The 24,614-nt window shown below is 57.3% G+C and carries 28 protein-coding genes; 16 read left to right on the forward strand and 12 right to left on the reverse strand.

Annotated features, from left to right (window positions below):
• Positions 1 to 5: 5 nt before the first annotated feature.
• Both U8U68_RS00950 and U8U68_RS00955 read right to left on the reverse strand, forming a co-directional pair.
• Complete coding sequence (locus U8U68_RS00950; protein ID WP_322198984.1) at positions 6 to 164, reverse strand: hypothetical protein; 159 nt, start codon at positions 162 to 164, stop codon at positions 6 to 8.
• Positions 161 to 412: a helix-turn-helix domain-containing protein gene (locus tag U8U68_RS00955; RefSeq protein WP_322198985.1), complete on the reverse strand. Its 252-nt coding sequence runs from the start codon at positions 410 to 412 to the stop codon at positions 161 to 163. Before U8U68_RS00955 ends, U8U68_RS00950 begins: the two co-directional genes overlap by 4 nt.
• A gap of 127 nt (positions 413 to 539) precedes the next feature.
• On the opposite strand from U8U68_RS00955, the gene U8U68_RS00960 reads away from it, so the two are divergent.
• The 9 genes from U8U68_RS00960 (at position 540) to U8U68_RS01000 (ending at position 5,859) form a co-directional block, all read left to right on the forward strand.
• On the forward strand, positions 540 to 782 hold the full coding sequence (locus U8U68_RS00960; protein WP_322198986.1) for a helix-turn-helix domain-containing protein: 243 nt from the start codon (positions 540 to 542) through the stop codon (positions 780 to 782).
• A 159-nt stretch (positions 783 to 941) separates the two neighbouring features.
• On the forward strand, positions 942 to 1,250 hold the full coding sequence (gene rplU, locus U8U68_RS00965) for a 50S ribosomal protein L21 (protein ID WP_322198987.1): 309 nt from the start codon (positions 942 to 944) through the stop codon (positions 1,248 to 1,250).
• Positions 1,250 to 1,576, forward strand: a complete 327-nt coding sequence (locus U8U68_RS00970) for a ribosomal-processing cysteine protease Prp (protein ID WP_322198988.1) — start codon at positions 1,250 to 1,252, stop codon at positions 1,574 to 1,576. The genes rplU and U8U68_RS00970 overlap by 1 nt, the downstream gene beginning before the upstream one ends.
• A gap of 57 nt (positions 1,577 to 1,633) precedes the next feature.
• Positions 1,634 to 1,912 carry a 50S ribosomal protein L27 gene (gene rpmA, locus U8U68_RS00975; RefSeq protein ID WP_322198989.1) on the forward strand — a complete coding sequence of 93 codons (279 nt, stop codon included), beginning with the start codon at positions 1,634 to 1,636 and terminating at the stop codon, positions 1,910 to 1,912.
• 90 nt (positions 1,913 to 2,002) lie between these two features.
• On the forward strand, positions 2,003 to 2,416 hold the full coding sequence (locus tag U8U68_RS00980) for a hypothetical protein (protein ID WP_322198990.1): 414 nt from the start codon (positions 2,003 to 2,005) through the stop codon (positions 2,414 to 2,416).
• 272 nt (positions 2,417 to 2,688) lie between these two features.
• Positions 2,689 to 3,960 carry a GTPase ObgE gene (obgE, locus tag U8U68_RS00985; protein WP_322198991.1) on the forward strand — a complete coding sequence of 424 codons (1,272 nt, stop codon included), beginning with the start codon at positions 2,689 to 2,691 and terminating at the stop codon, positions 3,958 to 3,960.
• Positions 3,961 to 3,972: 12 nt separating this feature from the next.
• Positions 3,973 to 4,392 (forward strand): Mini-ribonuclease 3, encoded by a 420-nt coding sequence (locus U8U68_RS00990; RefSeq protein WP_322198992.1) that lies wholly within the window; start codon positions 3,973 to 3,975, stop codon positions 4,390 to 4,392.
• The gene (locus U8U68_RS00995) at positions 4,385 to 4,843 is read left to right on the forward strand and encodes a GNAT family N-acetyltransferase (protein WP_322198993.1); all 459 of its coding nucleotides are present in this window, start codon (positions 4,385 to 4,387) and stop codon (positions 4,841 to 4,843) included. Before U8U68_RS00990 ends, U8U68_RS00995 begins: the two co-directional genes overlap by 8 nt.
• 101 nt (positions 4,844 to 4,944) lie before the next feature.
• Positions 4,945 to 5,859 (forward strand): YitT family protein, encoded by a 915-nt coding sequence (locus tag U8U68_RS01000; RefSeq protein WP_322198994.1) that lies wholly within the window; start codon positions 4,945 to 4,947, stop codon positions 5,857 to 5,859.
• Positions 5,860 to 5,931: 72 nt separating this feature from the next.
• On the opposite strand, the gene U8U68_RS01005 is transcribed toward U8U68_RS01000, so the two are convergent.
• On the reverse strand, positions 5,932 to 6,093 hold the full coding sequence (locus tag U8U68_RS01005; protein ID WP_322198995.1) for a hypothetical protein: 162 nt from the start codon (positions 6,091 to 6,093) through the stop codon (positions 5,932 to 5,934).
• Between the two features lie 229 nt (positions 6,094 to 6,322).
• On the opposite strand from U8U68_RS01005, the gene U8U68_RS01010 reads away from it, so the two are divergent.
• Entirely contained in the window at positions 6,323 to 7,648 is a 1,326-nt protein-coding gene (locus tag U8U68_RS01010; RefSeq protein ID WP_322198996.1) for an RsmB/NOP family class I SAM-dependent RNA methyltransferase, read from the forward strand.
• Between the two features lie 6 nt (positions 7,649 to 7,654).
• Here U8U68_RS01010 and U8U68_RS01015 read toward each other — a convergent pair whose 3' ends face one another.
• Positions 7,655 to 8,854 (reverse strand): tRNA(Met) cytidine acetate ligase, encoded by a 1,200-nt coding sequence (locus U8U68_RS01015; RefSeq protein WP_322198997.1) that lies wholly within the window; start codon positions 8,852 to 8,854, stop codon positions 7,655 to 7,657.
• 345 nt (positions 8,855 to 9,199) lie between these two features.
• Between U8U68_RS01015 and U8U68_RS01020 the strand changes: the two genes are divergently transcribed.
• From U8U68_RS01020 to U8U68_RS01035, 4 genes are all read left to right on the forward strand, one after another.
• Positions 9,200 to 10,408 carry an acetate/propionate family kinase gene (locus U8U68_RS01020; protein ID WP_322198998.1) on the forward strand — a complete coding sequence of 403 codons (1,209 nt, stop codon included), beginning with the start codon at positions 9,200 to 9,202 and terminating at the stop codon, positions 10,406 to 10,408.
• 472 nt (positions 10,409 to 10,880) lie between these two features.
• Positions 10,881 to 13,559, forward strand: coding sequence for an S-layer homology domain-containing protein (locus tag U8U68_RS01025; RefSeq protein WP_322198999.1), 2,679 nt, complete (start codon positions 10,881 to 10,883; stop codon positions 13,557 to 13,559).
• A 164-nt stretch (positions 13,560 to 13,723) separates the two neighbouring features.
• The gene (locus U8U68_RS01030; RefSeq protein ID WP_322199000.1) at positions 13,724 to 13,963 is read left to right on the forward strand and encodes a putative Se/S carrier protein; all 240 of its coding nucleotides are present in this window, start codon (positions 13,724 to 13,726) and stop codon (positions 13,961 to 13,963) included.
• 5 nt (positions 13,964 to 13,968) lie between these two features.
• Entirely contained in the window at positions 13,969 to 15,105 is a 1,137-nt protein-coding gene (locus tag U8U68_RS01035) for an aminotransferase class V-fold PLP-dependent enzyme (RefSeq protein ID WP_322199001.1), read from the forward strand.
• A 229-nt stretch (positions 15,106 to 15,334) separates the two neighbouring features.
• Here U8U68_RS01035 and U8U68_RS01040 read toward each other — a convergent pair whose 3' ends face one another.
• The 3 genes from U8U68_RS01040 to U8U68_RS01050 all read right to left on the reverse strand — a co-directional run bounded on the left by U8U68_RS01040 (position 15,335) and on the right by U8U68_RS01050 (position 17,537).
• A complete protein-coding gene (locus U8U68_RS01040) occupies positions 15,335 to 16,336 on the reverse strand; it encodes a DUF4097 family beta strand repeat-containing protein (RefSeq protein ID WP_322199002.1) in 1,002 nt (333 codons plus the stop codon).
• 13 nt (positions 16,337 to 16,349) lie between these two features.
• Complete coding sequence (locus tag U8U68_RS01045) at positions 16,350 to 17,042, reverse strand: permease prefix domain 1-containing protein (RefSeq protein ID WP_322199003.1); 693 nt, start codon at positions 17,040 to 17,042, stop codon at positions 16,350 to 16,352.
• Positions 17,043 to 17,210: 168 nt separating this feature from the next.
• On the reverse strand, positions 17,211 to 17,537 hold the full coding sequence (locus U8U68_RS01050) for a PadR family transcriptional regulator (RefSeq protein ID WP_322199004.1): 327 nt from the start codon (positions 17,535 to 17,537) through the stop codon (positions 17,211 to 17,213).
• Between the two features lie 510 nt (positions 17,538 to 18,047).
• Between U8U68_RS01050 and U8U68_RS01055 the strand changes: the two genes are divergently transcribed.
• Entirely contained in the window at positions 18,048 to 18,779 is a 732-nt protein-coding gene (locus U8U68_RS01055) for a histidine phosphatase family protein (protein ID WP_322199005.1), read from the forward strand.
• A gap of 216 nt (positions 18,780 to 18,995) precedes the next feature.
• On the opposite strand, the gene U8U68_RS01060 is transcribed toward U8U68_RS01055, so the two are convergent.
• The 5 genes from U8U68_RS01060 to U8U68_RS01080 form a co-directional block, all read right to left on the reverse strand.
• The gene (locus U8U68_RS01060; RefSeq protein ID WP_322199006.1) at positions 18,996 to 19,736 is read right to left on the reverse strand and encodes a YebC/PmpR family DNA-binding transcriptional regulator; all 741 of its coding nucleotides are present in this window, start codon (positions 19,734 to 19,736) and stop codon (positions 18,996 to 18,998) included.
• Between the two features lie 172 nt (positions 19,737 to 19,908).
• Positions 19,909 to 20,496, reverse strand: a complete 588-nt coding sequence (locus U8U68_RS01065; RefSeq protein ID WP_322199007.1) for a flavodoxin family protein — start codon at positions 20,494 to 20,496, stop codon at positions 19,909 to 19,911.
• 266 nt (positions 20,497 to 20,762) lie between these two features.
• Positions 20,763 to 21,287 (reverse strand): NUDIX hydrolase, encoded by a 525-nt coding sequence (locus U8U68_RS01070; RefSeq protein WP_322199008.1) that lies wholly within the window; start codon positions 21,285 to 21,287, stop codon positions 20,763 to 20,765.
• 12 nt (positions 21,288 to 21,299) lie between these two features.
• Entirely contained in the window at positions 21,300 to 21,866 is a 567-nt protein-coding gene (locus tag U8U68_RS01075) for a manganese efflux pump MntP (protein WP_322199009.1), read from the reverse strand.
• Between the two features lie 148 nt (positions 21,867 to 22,014).
• Complete coding sequence (locus U8U68_RS01080) at positions 22,015 to 22,887, reverse strand: M15 family metallopeptidase (protein WP_322199010.1); 873 nt, start codon at positions 22,885 to 22,887, stop codon at positions 22,015 to 22,017.
• A gap of 276 nt (positions 22,888 to 23,163) precedes the next feature.
• Here U8U68_RS01080 and U8U68_RS01085 point away from each other — a divergent pair, with 276 nt between their 5' ends.
• Entirely contained in the window at positions 23,164 to 24,576 is a 1,413-nt protein-coding gene (locus U8U68_RS01085) for a uracil-xanthine permease family protein (protein ID WP_322199011.1), read from the forward strand.
• Positions 24,577 to 24,614 lie beyond the last annotated feature (38 nt).

The following is a 24,614-nucleotide window of genomic DNA, read 5'->3' on the forward strand; positions in this document are numbered from 1 at the left end:
GCTTTTTAATGGTCACTGTGCCGGGGTTCCGGCTTTCTCCATTGAGGATGTTCTTTTACTGTGGCCTGGGGAACAGCGGCCAGGTTGCTAAGCCCGTTTGGCGTAAGGTCTCTTTCCCTGCACAGCTGAAGAATACGGGCGGCTATGGTTTCACGTGTTTTCAAAGGTTTTCCTCCAGGCCAAATTTTAGCAGCTGGTAGGGCTCTACCCGCAAAACCGTGGCAATGTTGAAAAGGACCTCCAGCGACAGGCCTCTTTCCATGTTGGGGGACTCAATGGCAGCCAAGTGCTGGCGGCTGATGCCCAGCTCCTCCGCCAGTTCGTCCTGGGTCAGGCCCGCGCGTCTGCGAAAATAGCCGATAGCCAGGTACAGCGCCTTTAGCCGCTGGGTATTGTCAAATTTTTGGGACAAGGGGCATCACCTCTGGTATAAGTTTATCGGAAGGTGAGCTAAATATGAATAATGTTAAACACGTCATTGACGTTTTAAAAACTTCCTATTATAATTAGAGCATGTCACATCAAGAAGGAGCGCTTCTATGAACGATTGTATATCCGAATTTTTTATTCAGGCTTTTGCCCAAATGCTCCGCTCCGCCCGCGCCGCCGCCGGCCTTACCCAGGCGGAGGTGGCCGCCGCGCTGGGGATTACCCGCACCTCTTACACCTACTACGAGCTGGGCAGGTCCCAGCCCCCCCTGGCCTCTCTGCGGACACTGGCGGAGCTTCTCGCGCTTCCGCCAGAGGCCTTTCTCTACCCAGAGCGCTGGGAGGGGCCATGATACCTGGGACGGGGCGCGCCCGTATCAAATAAAATGAAACGGCCCTTGACATTTATGGCAGAACATGCTATGCTATGAAAGCCGCATACTGCGGGCCAATAAGTGCCGGGAAACCGGCCGCCCGGCGGTAGCGAGACTTTTTGAAAAGAGGATACCAGAATGTTTGCAGTAATCGAGACAGGCGGCAAGCAGTATAAGGTCCAGTATGGAGACGTGATCTTCGTAGAGAAGCTGGACGCCGCCGAGAACGAAACGGTGGAGTTCCCCGTGGTGGCCGTGTTCGGCGAGGGCGAGCCCAAGGTGGGCGCTCCCTATGTGCAGGGCGCGACCGTAACCGGCAAGGTGGTAAAGAACGGCAAGGCCAAGAAAATCACGGTGTTTACCTATAAGCCCAAAAAGAACGCCAAGCGCAAGATGGGCCACCGCCAGCCCTACACCAAGGTGCAGATTGAGGCGGTTAAGGCCTGATGATCCACATAGACTTCCTCACGCCGGAAGGGACCCTATCGCTGCTGGGCCTGCGCGTTGCCGGCCACGCCGGATGGGGCGAGGAGGGCGGCGACATTGTGTGCGCGGCCGTGTCCTCGGCCGCCTATCTGGTGGTGAATACCGTCACCGAGGTGCTTGCGGTTACGCCGCTGGCGCTGCGCGCGGAAGAGGGGGACCTGTTCTTTCGCATAGAGGAAAGGGACGAGCCCGCCTGCCGGACGCTTTTGCAGGGGTTAAAGCTCCACCTTTGCCAGCTGGAGGACCAGTACCCACAGCACATTCGGGTGGACTATATGGAAGTATAGTAGGATGAACCTGCATTTACAATCAAATCAGCCTAAAAAGAAAGGATGGCAATGATTATGCTAAAAATAAATTTGCAGCTTTTTGCCCATAAAAAGGGCATGGGCTCTACCAAGAACGGCCGGGACTCCGAGTCTAAGCGCCTGGGGGTTAAGCGCGCCGACGGCCAGTTCGTGCTGGCGGGGAACATCCTGGTAAAGCAGCGCGGCACCAAGATCCATCCCGGTACCAACGTGGGCCGGGGCTCTGACGACACCCTGTTCGCCCTGGTGGACGGCAAGGTTCGTTTTGAGCGCATGGGCGCGGACCGCAAGAAGGTCAGCGTGTACGCGGAGTAATTTAGCTTGCTAAAGAAAGCCTCTTCGATTGAGAAGGGGCTTTTTTGTGGTGAAGGGGCCTGTAGCGCGAAAGTAAGGAGGGACAGTGCCATGAAAAAGGCGATTGGCGCCGTGCTGGCGGTTGTAATGACCTGCGCTGTCATTGGCGTTGGATGGTTTATTACGGCAAGCAAAAGAATTGAGGGCGTAACAATAGTTACCCTTTCTGTGGACAGCATTGCCGGGAAGTTCCACAATGAGGATGGGTATTACCTGACCCTCGCCCTGGAGGACGGGGTGATAGAGGACTATCATCTGTCCTATGATGAGGTTTCCATTAAAACCGGGAAGAATCTCTATGACAAAGTTGTTCCAGGGGAGCGCAGTCCTGGGGTCACCTTGAAGATCACGGACCCGGAGAAGGAGTGCCGGGACATTGGAGCCCTGATGAAAGTGAAGCGGCACGAGCTTTGCGAAATTATTTCGGTAACCGCGGCGGATCATAGTATCATTGATGGAAGTTGAGAGCGCGAGGCGTTTTTTGATGACGTTTTGGCCTCCGGCGGCCAGGGGCGCTGCCTCTGGACCCTGCCACCTTTGAAAAGGTGGACGAAACTTTTACGGTTTCCCCGCCGGGACCCGTATTCGTCTATTACCCCGAAACTTAACAGGAGGAAACATTGCGCGGTCCAGGGGCGTTAGGCCCCTGGTGGGGGTGGAGGGGGCAAAGCCCCTTCCCCGCCGGGGGTCATTCCATCATCAAAAAAACACTCCCAGCCAATCCTAGGAGGTGCGGTATGTTTATTGACAGTGCAAAAATTTTCGTAAAGGCCGGGGACGGCGGCGACGGCGCGGTGGCGTTCCACCGGGAAAAGTACGTGGCGGCCGGCGGCCCTGACGGCGGCGACGGCGGCCGGGGCGGCAGCGTGGTCTTTGTGGCAGACAGCAATCTTTCCACCCTGGCGGACTTCCGCTACAAGCGCAAGTACACCGCCCAAAAGGGCGAAAACGGCCGGGGCGGGCGCTGCGCCGGGAAGAACGCCCCGGACCTGATTGTGAGAGTGCCCAAAGGGACTCTTGTAAAGGATGCAGACACAGGCCGGGTCCTGGCGGATATTTGGGACCAGGAGCCAAAGGTCATTGCCAAAGGGGGCCGGGGCGGCTGGGGCAACACCCACTTTGCCACCCCCACCCGGCAGACCCCCCGGTTTGCCAAGCCCGGCCAGCCCGGCCAGGAGCTTACCGTTCAGCTGGAGCTGAAGCTGCTGGCAGACGTGGGCCTGGTGGGGTATCCTAATGTGGGCAAGTCTACCCTGATCTCGGTGATCTCCCAGGCCAAGCCCAATATCGCGGACTACCACTTTACCACCCTTACCCCCGTGCTGGGGGTAGTGCCCCTGGGCGAGGGGCGGTCCTTTGTGGTGGCGGATATCCCCGGGCTTATTGAGGGGGCCTGGCAGGGAAAGGGCCTGGGCCACCAGTTTTTGCGCCATGTAGAGCGCTGCCGGATGCTGGTGCATTTGGTAGACGTGGCGGGCAGCGAGGGCCGGGACCCCAAGGAGGACTTTGCCGTTATCAACGGCGAGCTGGAAAAGTTCAACCCAGAGCTGGCCCAGCGGCCCATGCTAGTGGCGGGCAACAAGTGCGACCTAGCAGAGCCGGAACAGGTGGAGGACTTTAAAAATTTTGTGGAGGCAAAGGGCTACCGGTTTTTCCCCATTATCGCACCCATTAACGAGCGGGTGGACGCCCTGGTGGACGCCATCACGGCGGAGCTGCAAAAGCTACCGCCAATTGCCCGCTATCAGCCCGATCCCCCGGTGCTGGCCCCTGTGGAGGAGCTGGAGCGGGGGAAGGTACAGGTAACGGAAGAAGAGGGGGTATACACTGTGGAGGCCGCCTGGCTGGAGAGGATTATGAACACAGTGGATTTTGACGACAACGAGTCCCTGGCCTATTTCCAGCGGGTGCTGGTACACACTGGCGTCATTGAGGCCCTGCGGCAGGCAGGCTGCGGCGAGGGCGACACCGTGGACATTTATGGCCTGGAATTCGACTTTGTAGAGTAAGGGGGCGGTGCGTTGGAAAGACTTTTACCACAGAACGGGCTGGACCCCAAGGCCCTAAGCTCTTTGGACCTGGCCTTTGTAGGAGACGCGGTATACGATCTTTTGGCCAGGGAATACCTGGCGGCAGGGGGCAGCTGTCCGGTTAAGAAGCTCCACCAGCGTAAGGCTGCCTGGGTGAACTGCGGGGCCCAGGCCCAGGCCCTGCGGACCCTTTGGCCAGAGCTGGACCCAGAGGAGCAGGCCATTGCCCTGCGGGGCCGGAACGCCCACGTGGGGCATCTGCCCAAAAACGCCGCCCCTGCGGACTACCACGGAGCCACGGCCCTAGAGGCCCTCTTTGGCTGGCTGTACCTGATGGGCCGGGGCCAGCGGCTGCGGCAGCTTTTTTTGGCGGCCATTCAAAAGGAGGAGGGGGGTGCAGCCCATGAATGAGCCAAAGGAGCTGTTTGTGGAACGTTTCACTCATACGGGTTTCCGCCAGGCTTTTCGGGCTTATTTTCAAGAGCTGGGCATTTCAGTACAGGACTGGGAAGGGCTTTTTCAAGAGATGGACCAGGACGGCCGGGGCAACCGGGCCTTTCTGCTGCTGGAGGGGGATAAGGCCGCGGGCTTGATCCAGTTCTGCCCAGTGAAGCTGGAGTGCTGGTTTTTTACCCAGCGGGCTGGATTCATCCGGGAGCTCTGGGTGGACCCGGACCGGCGGGGAAGAGGACACGGGGCCCGGCTGCTGGAGCTGGCGGAGACTTGGCTAAGGGAGAACGGCGCGGCGCTGGTTTTGCTGACCACGGACACGGCCCCGGGGTTTTATGAGAAGCGGGGATACCATAGAGACCCAAGCATTTCGGCGAAAAACGCCGACCCAGTGTACAAGAAAGCCCTGTAAAAGCGCAGCGCAAACAGCGCCCCCTGGGAGGGGCCCGAATTGACCACAATAATATATATTGTCTTTTTTACAAATGCTATTTTATAGAAAGGAAATGCCCCATGCTAGCCAAACGAAAAGAAATTGCTCTGGACGCCCTGTTCATCCTTGCGGGTTCGGCGGTGTACGCCGCCACGGTGAACGGCCTCACCGCGCCCAATAACATTGCCCCCGGAGGCATCACGGGTGTGGCCACCATGCTGAACTATGTGTTCGGCACCCCCATCGGCCTCGTCGCCTTTCTCATCAACATTCCCATTATTATTTGGGCTGTGGTGGAGATTGGCTATAAGCTGGTCATTAAGACCATGGCGGCTATTGCCGTATCCTCGCTGTTCATTGATCTGTTCGCTGGTTTTATGCCCGTGTACAGCGGAAACCCCATTTTGGTGGCGGTGTTTTCTGGGGCCTGCGAGGGCCTGGGGCTTTCCCTTACCTTTGTGCGGGGCGCCACCACCGGGGGCACCGACATGGTGGCCCGGCTGCTGGAGCGCCGGATGCCCCAAATGTCTATGGGCAGGCTCATGCTGGCTTTGGACGGGCTGGTGGTGGCCGCCTCGGCGGTGGTGTTCGGCAGCATAGAGAACGCCATGTATGCCTGCATTGCCATTTTTGTCAGTACCAGTATTATTGATACGGTCCTGTACGGTACCGACGTGGGCACCGGCAAGCTGTTTTTTGTTATGTCCCCAAAGGTACGGCAAATGGGCCAGCGGATCATTGGGGAGCTGGACCGCACAGTGACCTATTTGGACAGCAAGGGCGGCTATAGCAATGAGCCTGGGGAAACGATGCTGTGTGTGGTGCGGCGGTTTGAGGTATACGCCATGCAGGCCATTATCCACGAAGAGGACAAAAACGCCTTTGTGGTAGTGGGGGACGCGGGGCAGATTACAGGCGAGGGCTTTAAGCCCATGCGCCCGGACGATAAGCCCTTGAAAGAGCTGATACAGGACTTGAAAAACCATAAGAAATAACTATGTAAGGCCCTGCAAGCAGAGGCTTTTTGAAAAAAAGCTTCTCCCTGCGGGGCCAAAAACAACTAAGGCTTAGTAGTCGTACTCGTTCTGCTCCTGCTGGTTGCGGGAGTTGGAGTTTTGGCTGCGGTTATTCTGGCTCTGGTTTTTGCTGTTCTTGTTGTTCTGCTGGCTGCGGTTGTTCTGGCTGTTCTGCTGATTCTGGTGGTTGTTCTGCTGATTCTGATTGTTCATAATCGCGACTTCCTTTCATTATAAAAAGGTGAAGGATAGCTGGAGCGTTTTCGCCCCACGCAAAGTATTGTAAGCAGCCTGGGGAAGAATATGCGCGGGAAAATTTTAGAATTTCATTTTGTTGTTTTTTTTTGGCTGACGCCAGGGCGTTTTTGGCCGCCTGGGGCCACGGGGCTATTGGGTGGATAGGGGCGTGTCCTGGGCTCTTGAAAAGGGGAGGATGTGTGGCATGGAGCTGCCAGTGGAATTTTTGGATCGGATGAAAGCGCAGCTGGGGGATGAGTACCCAGCTTTTTTAGCGGGCTATCAGGGGCCGGTGGCCCGGGGGGCGCGGCGGAACCCCATAAAGTGCAGCCAAGAGACCTTAACGGCCAGCGTGCCCTTTGCCCTTTTGCCCACAAGCTTTTCGCCGCTGTCCTTTCGGGTGGATTGGGAGGGCGGCTTTGGGTCTTTGCCAGCCCACCACGCGGGGATGTTTTACTCCCAAGAGCCCTCCGCTGCCTCGGCTGTCACAGCCCTGGACCCCCAGCCAGGGGAGCGGGTGCTGGATTTGTGCGCCTCGCCGGGGGGCAAGTCTACCCAGATCGCGGGGCTGTTAATGGGCCAGGGGCTGCTCTGGTCCAATGAACCGGTACGAAACCGCACCGGCCAGCTGCTCTCCAATCTAGAGCGGCTGGGGGTGGCCAACGCGGTGGTATCCAGCAGTTATCCAGAGTCCCTGTGCCCGGCGCTGGCAGGCTATTTTCACCGGGTACTGGTAGACGCCCCCTGCTCTGGAGAGGGCTTGTTCCACAGGCTGCCCCAGGCCGCGCAGCAGTGGTCCCCCCAAGGAGTGGAGGCATGCGCCCGGCGGCAGCTGGGAATTTTGGACTGCGCGGCCCAGGCGGTGAAAGAGGATGGCGTGCTGGTGTACTCCACCTGTACGTTTTCCCAGGAGGAGAACGAGGGAGTGGTAGAGCGCTTTTTGCTGGCCCACAGAGAGTTTGTCCCGGAGAGGATCCCAGCGGACTTTGGACGCCCAGACCGGAACGGGGGCCTGGCCCGGCGGATCTATCCTATGGATGGGGGCGAGGGGCACTTTGTGGCCCGGTTCCGGCGGGTAAAGGAAAGCCCTTGTCATACAGTTGATTGCACCCTGCCGCGCCCAGGGCAGGCAGAGCGGGAAGGGGAACAACTTTACAGGGGGCTGTTCACCGGGGAGCCTCCCCGGCTGTTGGCAGAGAAGGACCGGCTGTTAATGCGGCCCGAAGGCTTGCCGGAACTAAGAGGGCTGGGGGTGCTGCGGGCGGGGGTGGAGCTGGCCGTGATTCGCCCTAAACGCCTAGAACCAGCCCATGGAGCCTTTATGAGCAGAGGAATGGCAGAGTGCCGCAAGTATATCAACTTTACACCACAAAGTCCCGCACTGGCGGCATTTCTGTTGGGACAGGAGATCCCCTGTGAGGAGAAAGGCTATACAGCGGTCTGTGTCAACGGAGTGACCGTGGGCTTTGGCAAAGCCAGTGGCGGGCGGCTGAAAAATCACTACCCCAAAGGATTGCGTAATTTGCGATAACATATACTATATTTTGATAATCTTCTCCCGGTAGTCCCGCCCAGCCGGGCCGGGCTGGGGAGCCCCCAGGGTGTAAAGGTCGTCGGCTGCGGCCTCCAGGGCAAAGACCTGTTGAGCCTCTGGGGAAAGAGCGGAGAAGCCCGCGGCTCGTGTTGCCACCGGCAGGCTGGGACGGGCCTGTCCCAAAGTTTGCCGCCCCAGTTCTGTCATGCCCAACAGCCGGAGATAGGGGGGCAGCTGAGGTAGGTTAGAGGTAACGCCCAGAAAGGCATGGGTTGCCAGCCTTCGGATTCGGGAATGTGTATAGCGTTTACACTTTACAAGCCTGTAAAGCTCTTCTGCTGAACAGGCCTGGCGGCTAGCTCTGTACAGCCGGTTCTCCAGGCCTTCACTTAAGTCCGGCAGGGCTGCGAAATCCTGTTTTGACATGGTTCGCAGCTTGCAGAGCAGGGCGCGCTCCAGGTTTTGGGGGAGCACGGGAAATCTACCTGTAAGGCGCAACTCCTTTACAACCTTGGCGGTGGAGGTGGGGACCAGCCCCTCCAGCTCCTTTCCGGCGGCGGCAAGCTTCCGCAGCTGGCCGGCAGAGAAATAGCCGCCATTTGGGGAAAGAGAGAGCTCCTGGGCATGGTGTTCCGCGCCTACCCGTTGAACGGCCACAGGTTGTATAGACAAGTTTTGCTCCTTTATAGCATAGAGATATTCTATGCCCAAGGTGCAGTTTGGCAAGGATATTGGCTTTACAGCCTCCTCTCCGAAAAGAACAGCCAGGGCACGCTGGCGGCGCTGGGCAAAGGTTTGTCCAGTGTCTTTTTGCCGGGCCAGGGCCAGGGAAAACTCGGGAGAGCCCAGGGCTTCCGCTAAGGCGGAGAGCAGAGCAAGGTCCGGGTTTTCCGCCCCAAAATAAAGACGCTCCGCGCCCAGAGCCCCGGCCAGACAGACCCCGCCCGCGGCAAAGCGCTGGGCCCCGGCGCAGGCCCAGGGCAGGGGCAGCTCGAAAACCAGGTCCGCGCCGTTTTCCAGGGCCAGCCGGGCGCGGGACCACTTGTCCAGCATGGCAGGCCCGCCCCGCTGGACAAAATTGCCGCTCATAATGCAGCAGACCGCCCCACCAGCGGCCCGCATTTGGGACAAAATTTCCCTGTGGCCAAAATGAAGGGGGTCGAACTCACAAATCAATGCGGAAATTGCGATTTTCTCAGGCATTTTCTGTAAAACTCCTTGAATTTACGGGATTGATATAGTATAATGTGCAAGGAAGTTACATACTTGACACTTTTTGCGGTCTGTAAAGGAAGAGGACTTTGCAAAAGTTCCCCGCTCCTGTTCCGCCCCCCCCGCGCCGCGCAGAGAGCCGGCGGCCGCTGCTTAAACTTCATTCTGTTCTAGTAAGCTAAGGCAGATTGTGAATGGGAACCCTGCTCTCGGTCCTCTTACGCCAGAGGGCCGCCTGAACCGATCACGCTGTATGTCAACGAATCCTTTTATTTTTTAGGAATAGGCAGCCAGAACTTATTATATATAAAATAGGTGAGAAAGGAAAGAGAAAACATGAAAATTCTTGTGATCAACGCGGGCAGTTCGTCGCTGAAATACCAGCTGATTGACATGGACGGCGAAAAGATGCTCTGCAAGGGCAACTGCGAGCGCATTGGCTTGGAAATGGGCATCTTTACCCATAAAACCGCTGATGGCCGGGAGCTGCATAAAGAGGTGGCGATGCCCGACCACACCGCGGCCTTTACCCAGGTGAAAGACGCCCTGCTGGACCCGGAAAAGGGCGTGATTAAGAACCTGGACGAAGTAGCGGCCATTGGCCACCGGGTGGTGCAGGGAGGCGCGATTTTCCACCAGTCCTGCCTGGTGGACGAGAAGGTGATCGCGGATATCGAAAGCCTCATTCCCCTGGCGCCTTTACATAACAAAGCCCATGTTCAGGGCATCCGCGCCTGCCGGGACCTGTTTGGGGAAAAGACCCCCGAGGCCGTGATTTTTGACACCTCCTTCCACGCCACCATGCCGCCAAAGGCGTATATGTATAATGTTCCCTATGAGTTTTACGAAAAATACGCCATTCGCCGCTATGGCGCCCACGGAACCTCTCACCGGTATGTCAGCGGCCGCTGCGCCCAGCTGATGGGCAAGGACATCAAAGACGTTAAGATGATTACTTGCCACCTGGGCAACGGCTCCTCCATCACAGCGGTGGATGGGGGCAAGTGCGTTGATACCAGTATGGGTTTAACCCCCCTGGACGGCTTTATGATGGGCAGCCGCACCGGCGCCCTGGACCCCTCGGTTGTCACCTTTATTATGGAAAAGGAGGGGCTTAGCCCTGCCGAGATGGACCAGCTGATGAACAAGAAGTCTGGTTTGCTGGGAATTTCCGGCGTTTCCAGTGATGACCGGGACGTGACCGCCGCCCGCAAAGAGGGCAACCCCCGGGCAAAGCTGGCCCACGATATTTTAGAGTATCAAATATCCAAATTCATCGGTAGTTATCTGGTGGCCCTGGGCGGCTGCGACGCCTTGGTGTTCACAGCCGGTGTGGGAGAGAACCAGTCTGCTCACCGGTGGGAGATTGGAAAATATTTAGAATTTTTAGGCGTGAAGATTGACGAGAAGCTGAACGCCGAGACCGTGCTGGGCAAAGAGGGGAAGATCTCTACCCCGGATTCGAAAATAGAGGTTTACGTGATTCCCACCAATGAGGAGCTTGTAATCGCTCGAGACACCAAGCAGCTGGTGGAAGCGCTATAGTCAAAAAAATTCGAAAAGATTCTTCTTGCGATTTTTTGGCTGCATAGGTTGTGAATTCTTTGCCGTAGGCAATGAATTTTAGCGGGTAGAGCCAGCGGCTTTGTCCGCCGCTTGAAAAGCTTTTTCAGGCGTATCCATTATATAAAGGCAATTTTATTGCCTTTGGGGTAATTCACATTTTAGGTGAGTATGATAGGGCGTCTGCTTTGGCAGGCGTCCTGTCATTTTTAGGCGTTTTGTTTATAAGGACAAAATTTTCTGTGCCATAAGGGGTAGGGTAGGGCTCTGTCAACCGCAAAATGTGGTAAAAAAACAGGAAAGTTCTTGGGAATATCAGGGAAACAGCCAGAAAAGGTTGCAATTTTGTAACTTTTACGCTATAATAAGGACATATCTTTACGCTTGGGTGCCTGTAAAATGGCCGGGAAAGGCCCAGGCAAATCATTCTATTACGGAGGTAAACCCGAATATTATGCCAAGATATTTTATAAAACGGATTCTTCCTCTGGCCCTAGCTGCGGCAGTGCTTTTGTGCCCGGTCACAGCAATGGCGGAAGAGGACCAGCCTCCGCCAGAGGCTGGAACTACAGATAGCGGCGCCCTGGAAAGTGGCGCGGAAGAGGCCCGGGACCCGGCGCAGCCTTCTTTAGAAGAGCCTGTAGAACCGGAACCCAGCGAGGGAGATTCCCTGGAGTCTGGTTATGATGAGCCAGACAGCCAGACCCCTATGGACCAGGAGGGCGAGTCTGGACAGTCTCAGCAGGCCACTTTTCTTTCCACAGAGGATGTGCTGAAGCTAGGCGGGCACGACACGTACATAACGGGCTTTGCCGGGGGTTATTTCCAGCCGGAGCGGGCAATAACCCGGGGCGAGACGGCCCAAGTGTTCTATAATCTGCTAAAAGAAAAGCCCTCTGCCTCTAACAACCCCTTTTCCGACGTGCCGGACAGCAATCCCAACCGGGAGGCCATTGTGGCCCTGTCCAATATTGGCCTGATCAAAGGCTACACGGACGGAACCTTTAGGCCCGCTGGCTCCATTACCCGAGCGGAGTTTGTCACCATCTTGGGCCGCTGCTTCTCCCTGGAAGAGGGCGAGCCCGCCTTTAGCGACATGCCCGACGAGAATAGCTGGTCCTACCGCTATATCGTCTCGGCCACGGCAAAAGGCTGGCTGAACGGTTATGGGGATGGGACTTTCCGGCCCAAAAACCTGATCAAGCGCTGTGAGGCGGTGAAAGTGGTGAACACAGCCCTGGGCCGCCGGGACGACGAGGGTTTTGCCGCGGGCAGCGAAACCCAGAAGTTTATGGATGTGCCCAAGAGCCACTGGGCCTATCAGGAGATTGCCGAGGCAGGGGAGCTCTCTGACGACCCCATGCCCAGCCCAACGCCTACGCCTGAACCTACGCCTACCCCAACGCCGGCTCCCACCAATGAGCCCGGGGGCGTGGCCCCCAACGGCCTGGAGGTGGGTAAGCAGGGCCGGGTGAACGACGTTACTGGCTTGAACCTGCGCACTGGCCCTGGGACGAACTACGAAAAAATCATGGCGTTGGATTATCACGCCGTGGTGACCGTAACAGATATTTCCAAGTACCCCTGGATCGGCGTAAAAACATCTAGCGGCAGAACCGGCTACTGCCACGGGGATTACCTGGACCCCTACGACGGCAGCACAGTAACGCCGCCCCCGGGGCCCTCGCAAAACGGCACGTTGTCGGCCAGCTCCGTCACCCTGAGCCAGTACCAAAGCCTGCGCCTGGACGCTAAGGTGGACTCGGACATTTCCACTATGCGGTGGTCTACCAGCAACGCCAACGTGGCTGTGGTGGCCTACGCGGTTCCCTATAACAGCCGGGAGCACGGAGCCATGATCTATGGCAAGAGCCCGGGCACCGCTACCCTGACCTTCTCGGACGGGGCGGGCAACGCCCGGGGCACCTGCACGGTGACGGTCACCGCTCCCCAGGCCGTGCGCTCGGCCTATGGCCAGGGCAACGTGATTCCCGTGGGCACCAGCTTTGACCTGACCGCCATTACAGATACCAGCCGGGACGAGGTGCGCTTTGAAATTGTCAGCGGTCCGGCAAAGGGCAGCTACACCACCAGCTCTTACCAGAGCGAGAGCCGCGCCTCTTCCCACGGTCTGCCAGACAACCAGGTGCGGGTATTCAAGCGTACCGTAAGCTTCGGCGCGGTGGGCAACTACATTGTGCGGGCCTACTCGGCTACAGGCGGCAGCTATGCCAACGACTACTACCAGTTCGCGGTGCAGATCGTAGGCGCGGACAACGGCGACGTGACCCGTACCACCTATGACAGCCGCCGGGCCAGCCAAGCCATCATTGAGGTCATCGCTAACTTTGAGGGCTATGTGCCAGAGGTGGAGGACGACTATCTTGTGGCGAAGAACCCCACAGTGGGCTATGGCTATGTGGTGCCGGTGAACAGCACGTTCTATAATAACATGACGGTGGAGGAAGCCAAGTCCTTCCTGATCAACACCGTAAACCGGGGCAGCTTTGCCACGGCGGTGGAGAACTACCGGACCAAGTATAACCTGAAAATGAGCCAAGCCCAGTTCGACGCCCTGGTGAGCTTTACGTACAACCTGGGGCCCGGGAACCTAAACACCGCAGACTTTGCCAATTATCTGATTCCCAACACGGTAGTGCCCCCCAACGCCAGCGAGAGCAACCCCTACCGGGGCGTGCTAAATATTTTCGCCGGGGTGCTGTATAATTCCCCCAGCGTGGATAGCGGACGGGCCGGCGTGGTGCCAAAGGGCGCTGGCGTGGACGTGGTCGACGTGGAGGTTAAACGCAATGATATGCAGCAGGAGGTCTGGTATAAGATCCGCTATGATGGCAAAACGGGTTGGATCGCCGCCAGCCTGGTAAGCTTGAACGACGACACCCTGGAGCATGACTTGGCCTATGCGGATTCAACCGCCCTGGCCCATGAGTATTTGAACTGGAATGTGGCCGGCGGCCAGCACGTGTCTGGGCTGCTATGGCGAAGAGTGGCAGAGTGCAAGATCTTCTTCTTCGGCAACTACGCCGAGGCGTTCCACAGCCATGAAAATTATTTCCATAACACATACGGATTTATCTTCCCCAGCGAATTCGCTGACGAGCAGGATAAATAACGGCCATAAATGGTATGGTCCATAAAATTTTAGGTGCATGTTGAAACGAAAAGCGCCGGTCCCGGTTTGGGGCCGGTGCTTTTCACCTTTTTTGGACAGGCGCATAAGATGGGGTAGCGGCAGTTGGCCGCGAAAAACACCATGTTCGCGTTTGCGGAAAGGAAGTGGTCCTTTTGTTGGGCAAGCCCTTGATATTGGTAAGCTCTGTCACCTATGCCATGAAGAGCCGGGATATCCTCTTCAAACGGGGCGTCAAAGCCTATGTAGAGCGCATTCCCCCCACGGCGGCCTCTGGCTGCGGATATGGGGTGTACGTTCCTTATGGAGCGGATGAGGCGGAACAAATTTTGCGGGAGAACCATATAAAAATACTGGGCCGGGCAGAACGGGATGAGGGCCGGTGAATCCGATGAATCGTCAGCGAATGATCTATTTGGACAATAGCGCAACCACCTACCCCAAGCCCCTGGCAGTGCGCCAGGCTTCGGCCCAGGCTCTTTCAGAACTGGGGGCAAACCCAGGCCGGGGGGGCTTTCCCATGAGCGTGCGCACAGGCCAGGCGGTGTATGACTGCCGGGCCCGCGCGGCAGAGCTTTTTGGGGCGGCCGGGCCCGAGTGTGTGGTGTTTCAGCCCAGCTGCACCCAGGCCCTGAACCTGGTAATGAAAGGCCTGCTGGCCCCTGGCGACCACGTGGTGGTCTCTGACATAGAGCACAACGCGGTGATGCGGCCCCTGGTTGCATTGGCGGAGAAAGGCGTGTCTTACACCCAGGCCGCTGTGGTCCCTGGGGACAACGACGGGACCTTGGACGCGTTCCGTAAGGCCATGCGCCCAAACACCAAGCTGCTGGTATGCACCCAGGCCTCCAACGTGTTCGGGGTGCGGGTGCCGGTGGAGCGGCTGGCGGCGCTTTGCCACCAGTATGGGGCCAAAATTTGTGTAGATGCGGCCCAGTCCGCAGGGGTGGTGGAGATCAACCTGTCGGAAAGCGGCATTGACTACCTGTGCTGTGCGGGCCACAAAGGACTGTACGGACTGATGGGCACCGGGCTGTTAATTTTCCGCGACCCACAGGACAAGTTGGCCACTCTGGTGGAAGGGGGAACAGGGACCCTGTCTCGCAACTTCGCGCAGCCTGATGATCCGCCGGAGCGCTATGAGCCCGGGACCCAAAATGTGCCGGGCATTGTGGCCCTGCGGGCGGGAATGGAGTTTGTGAAAGGCCGGGGGATACAGCGAATTTACAGCGAAGAGATGAGCAAGGTCACCTATTTGTACAGCCGGTTGACAAAGCTGTCTCGGGTAAAGATGTATATTCAGCCTGCCATGCCGGTACTCTCCTTTAATATAGAGGGAATGCAGAGCGAGGATGCGGGGAAGCGGCTGGCCCAGGCGGGCATCGCGGTGCGGTGCGGGCTGCACTGCGCCCCAGCGGCCCACCAAAAGATGGGCACATTGGAGACCGGAACGGTGCGGGTGTCTCCCTCGGTGTTTACCACAAAGGCGGAGCTGGACGCCCTGATTGGAACGGTGGCAAAATTATAAGGCGGGCCCAAAAGAGGGTTATGGCGAAGGCTAGGGCAGATACCGCCTAAGACCAAGAAAATAAAGCATGGAGCAAGAAAAAAGCACGATCTCACAGACCGTGCTTTTTTCCTAAGAAATATTCCACAGAAAACCCACTGGAAAAAATCGGGTTTTGTCAGTTTTTAAGGATGCGGCCACACGGCTGCTCAAAAAAGACGGAGAAACTCTTTTTAACCCTCAAAATAGCTTATGCCCCTTTTTCAATGAAGATATCCCCCGAGGTTGTGTGAAAATTCAGCACCCCCTGACCGTTGCCATAGCTCATGTGGTGTTCCTTGCCCAGGTGGGTAACAGGGAAATCACTGCTAAAAGCCCCGGACACCGTGGAATATTCCACCGTGAAGCCTGGGTTTTCCGGCAGGGCTAAGGTCAGATGCCCAGAAACTGAGCTCATCTCCGCTTTTTCCGGACAGGCTGTCAGCCCTGCCTGCATACAGCCGGATACCGTGTTCATGTGCAGGTCCCCGGCGGTGCCTGTATAGCCGCAGTCGCCAGAGGTGCTGGAGATATCCGCTTCCTCTGCCGCCAGCTGGTTCAGGGCCAGCTGGCCACTGGTAGTAGACACGTGCAGGGTCTGGCACTGGGCGGTTTCCAAAATAATATTGCCAGAAACACTGCTGATGGAAAGCGCCTCCGCCACGGTCAGGCCGGGCAGGCGCAGCTGGCCGCTGGTGGTGGAGAAAGAGGCCTCTTCTGTCTGGCAGGGGATGTTCAGGTCCACGTCCCCCGCGGTAGTAGATACCTTCAGGGCGTCCAGCTCAGCCGCCACAGCGGGGGGCAGCTGTACGGTAAGCTCTTTGCCCCCATACTGAAACCAGCCAAAACTGATCCATTTGGTAAACTTATTATACCATTGTCCGTCCCACTTTATGTTCAAGGTGCCGCCAGAAACCGTGGCCTCCATCTGGTCCTCTGGCGCCAGCTCCTTTTCGGAAGATTCGATAATATGGATCTGGCTGTCTGGGCTCTGGGTGATTTCCACTTTTCCATCCACCCAGTAAATGTCCAGGCTTTCCACCGGGCTCTCTTCCAAATGGAAGTCTACCTGGCGGCGGTGGGTTTTGGCTTTCTGGGGGTTCGGGTCTCCCAGGGAGAAGCTGTCTGTGGAAAGCCCCACGGCCAGTACGCCGGTAAGGAGCAGCGCCGCCGCGGAACAGGCCACGATGGTGAAAATTTGTGATTTCTTCACGTTGATGCCCTCCTTATAGGTCCTTGCGGTTCACAGCGCCCAAAACAGTGTTGACCACAACGCATACCGCCGGAGCAATGAGGAAGATCACCCAGGTGATGTACCATTTGCCAGTGCCAAAGCTTACCAGGAAGTAGAAAGCTACCACCAGAGGCCAGAAAGCCCCATTAAAGGCGGCGCGCCAGTGCTTTTTCCGCACTTTCCCCTGCTGCCACTGGCGAAAGTCCTCTACCACGCTGCCAGGGACGGGCTGTACCGTTTTCGGGTGGGTAAAGTGGTCGTAGACCAAAAGGCCGGCGCCCAGGGCAATCATCAAAAACATACCGATGGCCCCCATAAAAAGGAAAGCGCCGCCAAAAAACTCGCACATAATGATGGACGGCACCACGCTAAGTACAAACAGCATCACAGCCGCGGCCCGCACCAGGGCCCGCCGGTGGTCTGGCTGGGGCTGGGGGTAGTACACAGGCGGGGGCACGGGCCGGCCGTTTTCGTCGTCCTCCAGCTGGGCAAAGAGCTCCCGCACGTCGCCAATGCTCATAACGGTTAGGTTGTAGGCCTCCTCTGGGGATTTTCCCTCGTTGACCAGATTATAGTATTTTTCGATGAGGTTTTGGGTCAGCTCAATTTTCAGCTCATAGGCCCGCTGGGTGTGGGGGGCGCTTTCAAAAAGCTGGTCCATGTACTCGCGGATCTTGTATTCCATTGAAGAAGTCTCCTTTTTAAAATATAGAATCAGGCAGCATGAACGGAACGCGAAGCGAGAATGGGTCCAGGGAACTTGTTCCCTGGCAGGGGGTGGGACAGAGTCCCACGGTCTTGCTAAAGGGGCGGCCTTTGCCCCGAAAGCCCCGTATTCGTCCAAAATAAATTTCTATGGGGTAATAAGCTGCTGAAGCAGCTGCTTGCTCTGTTCCCACTCGGCGGCCATGCGGTAATAGGCCTCCACCCCGGCTGGGGTGATGGAGTAGTACCGGCGGCGGGCCCCGGTATTTTCATCGCCCCAGTACGAGGCGATGCACCCCATCTGCTCCAGCCGCCGGAAAGCGGTGTATAGGGTGGCCTCCTTTAGCTCATACTGGCCGCCGGTTTTTTCCTGAATAGCCCGGTTGATTTTATAGCCATAGCTGTCGCCCTGCATCAGCTGGGCCAAGATAATGGTATCGGTATGGCCTCTGATCACGTCCGACGCAATGGACATGGCACTCCCTCCTTTCTGTGGATACTATATCACATGATACTTCGGCTGTCAAGGTATTTCTGGAAAAAATATTGATCGGAATCAAATGGTTAGGGCTTGTTGGAACATAGAGGAAATGACGGATTTTTGCCCCGAAGAGGTCAGCTTCCAGGAGAAAACCGCAAGGAATCCTTGCGGTATTACGAGGATTTTCGACGCGGAAGAGGGCCGCTTCTGGCTAAAAAGACGGCGTTTTCCATGTTTCAAACAGGCCCTAGGAGAAAATTTAGGCTTTTCATCAAAAACCAGATCGATTCGAGAAAAAACCAAGAAAAGCCGGCGTCCTTCCAGAATTCTTAGTGCAAAAAGCCAGTGTTTTTCGGCGAAAGGAGGTCTTTTCCAGGTCAAGGACTCCGGGCCAAAGCGTTGAAAGGATGCGCCAGGCGCGCGGGAAATCCCCGCTGAAAATTTGCCTTTTGCCACATTAGGGTGTATAATAATCAACAGAAAAAGAGAAAGGACGATGTAAGTGTGAAACTATTGATTGTGCGCCACGGCGACCCGGATTACTCCATAGATTCCCTGACGGAAAAAGGCTGGCGTGAGGCGGAATTTTTGGCCCAGCGGCTGGAGAAAGCCCCTGCCGCCGCTTACTACTGTTCCCCTTTGGGCAGGGCCAAGGACACCGCCAGCCTGACCCTGAAGAGGCTGGACCGCACCGCGGAAGAATGCCCCTGGCTGCGGGAATTCCGGGGCATGATCCGCCGCCCGGACAGAGGGGATAAGGAGTCCATTTGTTGGGACTGGCTTCCCACAGACTGGACGCCGGATCCCAGGTTTTATCAGCAAGACCAATGGCTGGCCCAGGAGAATATGGCGGCGGGCAGCGTGGCGGAGCAATACCAGTGGGTAATAGAGAACCTGGACCAGCTGCTGGAACGCCGCGGGTACCGGCGGGAGGGCCAGCTGTACCGGGCGGTACGGCCCAATAACGATACCCTGGTGTTTTTCTGCCATTTCGGCGTAGAATGCGTGATGCTAAGCCGCCTATTGAACATACCGCCCATGCTGCTGTGGCATGGAACAATGGCCGCCCCCACTTCTGTGACCACGGTGGTGACTGAAGAGCGCCGCCAGGGCTATGCCTACTTTCGCATGAGCTCCTTTGGGGACATCTCCCACCTGTACGCCCACCAGGAGCCCCCTGCCTTTGCGGGGCGGTTCAGCGAGTGCTATACCAATGAAGGGGAGCGGCTGGACTAAGAACCTGCATTCGCAACCCCTGGAACGCTGCCTGTCCCCTCCTTTTCGCGTCATGCCGCGTCGGGTTCCTTGAAAAATCTCCTTGTCCAGCGAGAAAAATCATCGCCCCCCAGCATCCCCCAGCGATGATTTTTTCCATAACAAAAGCCCCAAGGGCACCGTGGTCTTGCCACAGGCTCTCGGGGCTTTTCATTTTAGTGGGTGGCCAGGGGGGCTTTACTCCTGGTCCTCGGGGGCGTCCCAGTTGTGCCAGACATTCTGCACGTCGTCGTTGTCCTCCAAAAGGTCCAGCATCTTCTGCATCTTAATAACGGTTTCTTCGTCCGCAATGGCTGTGTAGGTATCGGGCACCATCTCCACTTCGGCAGAGACAAACTGGTAGCCCTTCTTCTCCAGGTCCTCCCGCACCCCACTGAAGTCGCTGGGCTCGGTGGAGATCTCAAACACGTCCTCGTCCGCCGCGAAGTCGGAAGCGCCTGCCTCCAGGGCGTCGGCCATCACCGTGTCCTCATCCTGGTCCTCCCGCTCTATCACAATCACGCCCTTCTCTTTGAACATAAAGCTAACGCAGCCTGTGGTGCCCAGGTTTCCGCCAAATTTGTCAAAGGCATGGCGCACGTCGGCAGCGGTACGGTTGCGGTTGTCCGTCAGGGCCTCCACAATCACCGCTACGCCGCAGGGGCCGTAGCCCTCGTAGGTAACGTTTTCATAGTTGTCCCCGCTGCCCTCGCCTGCGGCGCGCTTAATAATGCGTTCAATGTTGTCGTTGGGCACATTGGCCGCCTTGGCTTTGGCAATGCAGTCCTTGAGCCGTGAGTTTGCCGCGGGGTCCGGGCTGCCGCCCTCTTTCACAGCCACGGCCAGCTCACGGCCAATCTTAGTGAAGATCTTGGCCTTTGCGCCGTCGGCCTTTTCCTTTTTCCGTTTAATGTTGTTCCATTTTGAATGTCCAGACATAGTAAAACCGCCTTACTTTATATTATTTATAATATTTGTTGTTTTGCCAAGTTTTTAGCCACGGGCCCTACCAATGGCCGGGGCCTGTGCAGGGCGGCCGCCGACAGAAGCCACTGGCCGCCAGTTACTTTGGAATAAACCAGGGAATGGGGCCCCAGCCTCTCTTATCATATCATATCTGCCCCAGCATTTCAAGGGCTAGGGCCCGGGCTTTTTGCTGGGCGGGGCCCTGGTTCTGCCTGCCGCGGTCTGTGCCGCCCCACACCGCGCAGCCGCATAGCTGGGTATTCATTACGCTGAAGGCACGCTCCAGTTGGTGTACGGTTACCTCCACCGGAAAGTCCTCCTCCTGGCCCATGGCCAGCAAAAGAACGGCCTGCCGCCGCTTCTTAATGGGCGTGCGCATCCCAAGAGAAAACCGGGCCTCAAAATACCGCTGGGTGCGGTCCAGCACGGCCTTGAGGGGGGCGGGGAAGGAGTCGTTATACACCGGCGAAGCCACCACCAGCAGGTCCGCCCGGCGCAGGGCTTTGTCAAAACCGTCCAGGTCGCTGAACTGGCAGCCCTCTTTTTTGGCGCAGGCCCGGCAGCCAGTGCAGGGGTGGGCGTTCAGGACATATGTATCTATTTCGTCAATGGCCCAGCCCTTTTGCTCCTTAAAAACATCCAAAAAACTCTCCAGCAGCATGCGGGTGTTCCCATGGCTGTTGGGAGAGCCGAAGAGCACCAGGAGATGCTTTTTTTGATCGAACAGTCCCATAAACTCCTCCTATGCAAAATGGCTTACTTAGCAAATTACCTTACTTCCGCGAAGTATTATAGCATAAAAATCCGCTTGGGGAAGTCCTGTGCTAAGGCCTTCTCCCTGTGTTTGTCAAAACACATTATGCCATAAATCCGATTGGAGAAGGCCGGTGCTTTTGCAACGCAAAAGAGAAGCGTTTCACGCTTCAGGACTTCTCTTTGTGTTCGTTAGAACACATTATACCACAGCTTGTCCCCAGGGTCAAGGCGTGAGGCCCTTCCTCAAGGCCCAGGGGCGAAAAGCTCTTGCTTGCCAGGGGTGAAGAAGTACCCCAGGGTGCCCACCATCTGACCAGAACGGTACAGCGCCCGTGCTTCCTCCAGGCTTAGCCACTGGGCTTGCTTCACCTCGCCGTCGGCCTCCTCCAGGTGGGCCTCTCCGCTGTATTCAAACTGCCACACGTCCAGAATGTCTCCAAACCGCCGGCCATCCACCCAGTCTCGGACCTGGCTAAGCACCACCCGGCCCTTTTCCGGGTCCAGGCGTACGCCCAGCTCTTCCCAGGCCTCCCGCAGGGCCCCGGCCAAACTGTCCTCTCCGGCCAGCACCGAGCCGCCGGTGGTCTCCCACATCAGCGGAAAAGTAGGGCGGTCCGCCGCCCGCTGGCTAAGCAGGTACCGGCCCCCGCTATCCCGCAGCCACACATGGACCACCAGGTGAAAGCCCCCTGGGGGCAGGGGCTCCCCCCGCCGGTGGGTGCGGCCCAGAGGGGCCCTGTTGGCAGTATATAGATCCCAAAGCTCCATAGATTTTTCCTCCTAAAAGGGCAGCAGCCCCAGGTGCTCCAGCAGAATTTTTGTGCCCAGAAGGATAAGAATCACGCCCCCGGCCAGCTCGGCCCGGCTCTTGTATCGTGCGCCAAATACACTGCCCACCTTGACCCCCGCCCCAGAGAGCAGAAAGGTGACCGCGCCAATAAAGCCCGCCGCGGCGCCAATGTTTACATCCAAAAAGGCAAAGCCCACCCCCACCGCCAGCGCGTCAATGCTGGTGGCCAGGGCCAAGAGCAGCATATTTTTAGGGGATAAGGACGCGTCCTCCTTTTCCTCCTGGCCGGAGAGGGCCTCGCGGACCATGTTTCCGCCAATGACAGCCAGCAGGCCAAAGGCGATCCAGTGGTCAATCGCGGTAATAGCCTCTTTAAACTGCACGCCCACCAGGTAGCCCAGAACAGGCATCAGGGCCTGAAAACCGCCAAACCAAAGGCCCACCAGCACCATGTGCCTGGGGCCCGTCTTTTTAAGAGCCAGACCCTTGCAGACCGCCACAGCGAAAGCGTCCATAGAAAGGCCTACGGCCAGGATGAAGAGCTCAAGAAGGCCCATTGAAAAACACTCCTTGCCTTAAGTTTTCTTATTATATTATTCCGGCAGGGGAAAGTCAAGACCTGTTGTGGAGCGGCCGCCGGAGGGCCTGTCGCCGCAAAGGGCGGCCCCTCCCGAAAAGGAAGGAGCCACGGCGCGCGTTTTTACACTACAGGTCCAAATAGTCAATATACTCCTCTAAACACATCGAGCGCTGCTGCATAGACGCCGCGTTGGCGCCGCCCACATAGCGCAGCACAGTGGGGTCGGGGGAGATGCCGGTATAGTCGTCTTTGCCTTGGGGATAGCGGAACACAAAGCCATACCGGCCCATGTTGGCTTTTAGCCAGATGTAAGACTTGGACTGCTCAAAGCTCTCCTTATCCACTGCCAGCCGCAGGCACATGCCGGTTTGAAAGTCGCTTTCCCCGGCCATAGGGACAATAGTCCGGGCAGTGGTTTTGGCCATCACGGCACTAAGGGGTTCGTCTCCCTCCATCAGCTCCTCTACCTTGGCCTGAAAGCGCTTGCCCTGTTCTTCATAAGAGACATATCCCTCGCTAAAAATCAACACATAGCCGTCTTCTTCCGCCGCGGCGGTCATTTGCCGCAGGGCGTCCACGATGTGCGCATCCACCATAATGTTTTCTATCTGGGCCAGCTTTGGCTCATATTCCGGGTCCGCCGGGTTGTTTTCATTGATGAGAAACAGGCTGATGGAGTTTTCATAGGCGGGCAGGCCCATGTCGTCATAGTCCGGCAAGGGCTCCATAGAGGCGTTGGGGTCGCCGTTCTGGCTCTGGCCAGAGAAAATTTCTTGATGGAAATAGGGCAGCAGATAGAACCGGATAAAAAACGCCGCCAGCCCCACCAGGGCCAAAATCAGGGTGGCAGCCACCACCCGGGACCATATTTTCAGCCGGCGGGCAGCCTGGTGCTGGGCCTGCTTTTCTTGGGAAACAAACATGCTGCGCCGCCCCAGGCCCAGGCCGGAGCGGCTGGTATTGCCAATAAGATATTGCTTTTGTCTGCGTCTTGCCAAGGGTCTGTCCCTCCCCAAAGGTTCCGTCATCTACAGCACTATTATACAACCTTCCCCCCAAAAAAGAAAGGGGGAATCTGTGAACAGGGACGCCTAAAAAATTCCCCATTGACATTTTTCTTTCCAAGTGGTATAATACGCCGAACGCGCGTGGGGCTGGGCTCCCGCGTCCCAGCCTTCAGGCGCGGTCCAGGCCGCCGGAATCCTTTTTTCTCCGGCCTTGGGCCGCTATTTTTATGTTTTTTGCGGGGAAAAAATTTGAGGAGGCTGGTAAGTTTGGGATTTTTCAAAAAGATCAATGGCTTTCTGTTCCCCTGTGCGGCGGAATATGAAAAGCTGGGCGTAAAGAAGAGCCTGGCACTGGGCTTTCAGCACGCTTTTGCCATGAGCTGTGCCACCATTTTGGTGCCTCTGCTCACAGGGCTGGACGTGGGCGTGGCCCTGTTCTGCGCCGGCTGCGGAACCATTATTTTCCACCTGTGCACCGGCGGACGGATGCCCACCTTTTTGGGCAGCTCCTTTGCCTTTATCTCCGCCCTGTGCGGGGTCGTCGGAAACACGGCCTTTGGCGCCACCAGGGACGAACAGGTGGCCGCGGCCATGGGGGGCATCATTGCCTCGGGGGTGTTTTACCTTATCCTGGCCCTGGTGATCAAGGTGTTCGGCAAGGGGTTGATAGACAAGCTCTTCCCCCCGGTGGTGCGGGGGGTGGGCATCACGCTCATTGGCCTAAACCTGGCTTCCTCCGCGATCAATAATATTCAAACCCAGTATGGCCCCGATGGCGGCGCCCTGGCGATATTTGGCGAAGGATATGATATGTCCGCCTATGTGTGGGCGTGGGTGCTGGCCGGGGTGGTGTGCCTGCTGGCCGTGGTGCTTTCCAGCTGCGGAAAGGGCATGGTAAAGATGTCCTCCATTGTCATTGCCCTGGTTTCCGGCTATGTGCTAACGCTGATTGTTACTAAGACGGGCCTGGCCCCCGCCGCCCTGATGGACACCAGCGTCATTGGCTCCTATGGCTGGATACAGGCCCCCCACTTTGTGCTTCCCAGCTTTAATATCACGGCCGTGGGCATGATCGCACCCATCGCCATTGTCACCTGCGTAGAGCATGTAGGCGATGTGTATGCCAACGGCGCGGTGGTGAATAAGCGGTTTACCGAAAAGCCCGGCCTGCACCGCACCCTGATGGGCGATGGCCTGGCCACCGTGTTTGCGGGCTTTGTGGGTGGACCGCCCAACACCACCTACAGCGAGAACACCGCCGTGCTGGCGGCCACTGGCAACTATAACCCCGCTTCCCTGCGGGTGGCGGCCCTTATCGCCATTCTGGTCAGTTTTTTCGGCAAAGGCATTGGGGTCATCCAGTCAGTGCCCAGCTGCGTGCTGGGCGGGGCCTGCATTGTGCTGTACGGCATGATCGCTTCGGTGGGCCTGCGCACGCTGGTGGAGAACCACGTGGACTTTACCAAAAACCGCAACCTCTGCATTGCCGCCGTGATGCTGGTATTGGCCATTGGCGGAGCGGTGATTGGAAACGCCACATTCAGCTTTTCCAATATTGGCCTGGGAATTATTGTAGGCATTATTTTGAACCTGGCAGTTCCGGACAATTCCCCCGACGGCAAGGGTCTGGTGGCCCATAGCGTGGACCAGAAGGACATTCTGCCAGAGCGCAGGCCGTAAAAATTTTGGATGTAAGTGCCTGGGGAAAGATCCCGGGA

It is taken from the genome of Acutalibacter intestini, from assembly GCF_034334985.1.
GTDB lineage: Bacteria > Bacillota > Clostridia > Oscillospirales > Acutalibacteraceae > Acutalibacter > Acutalibacter intestini.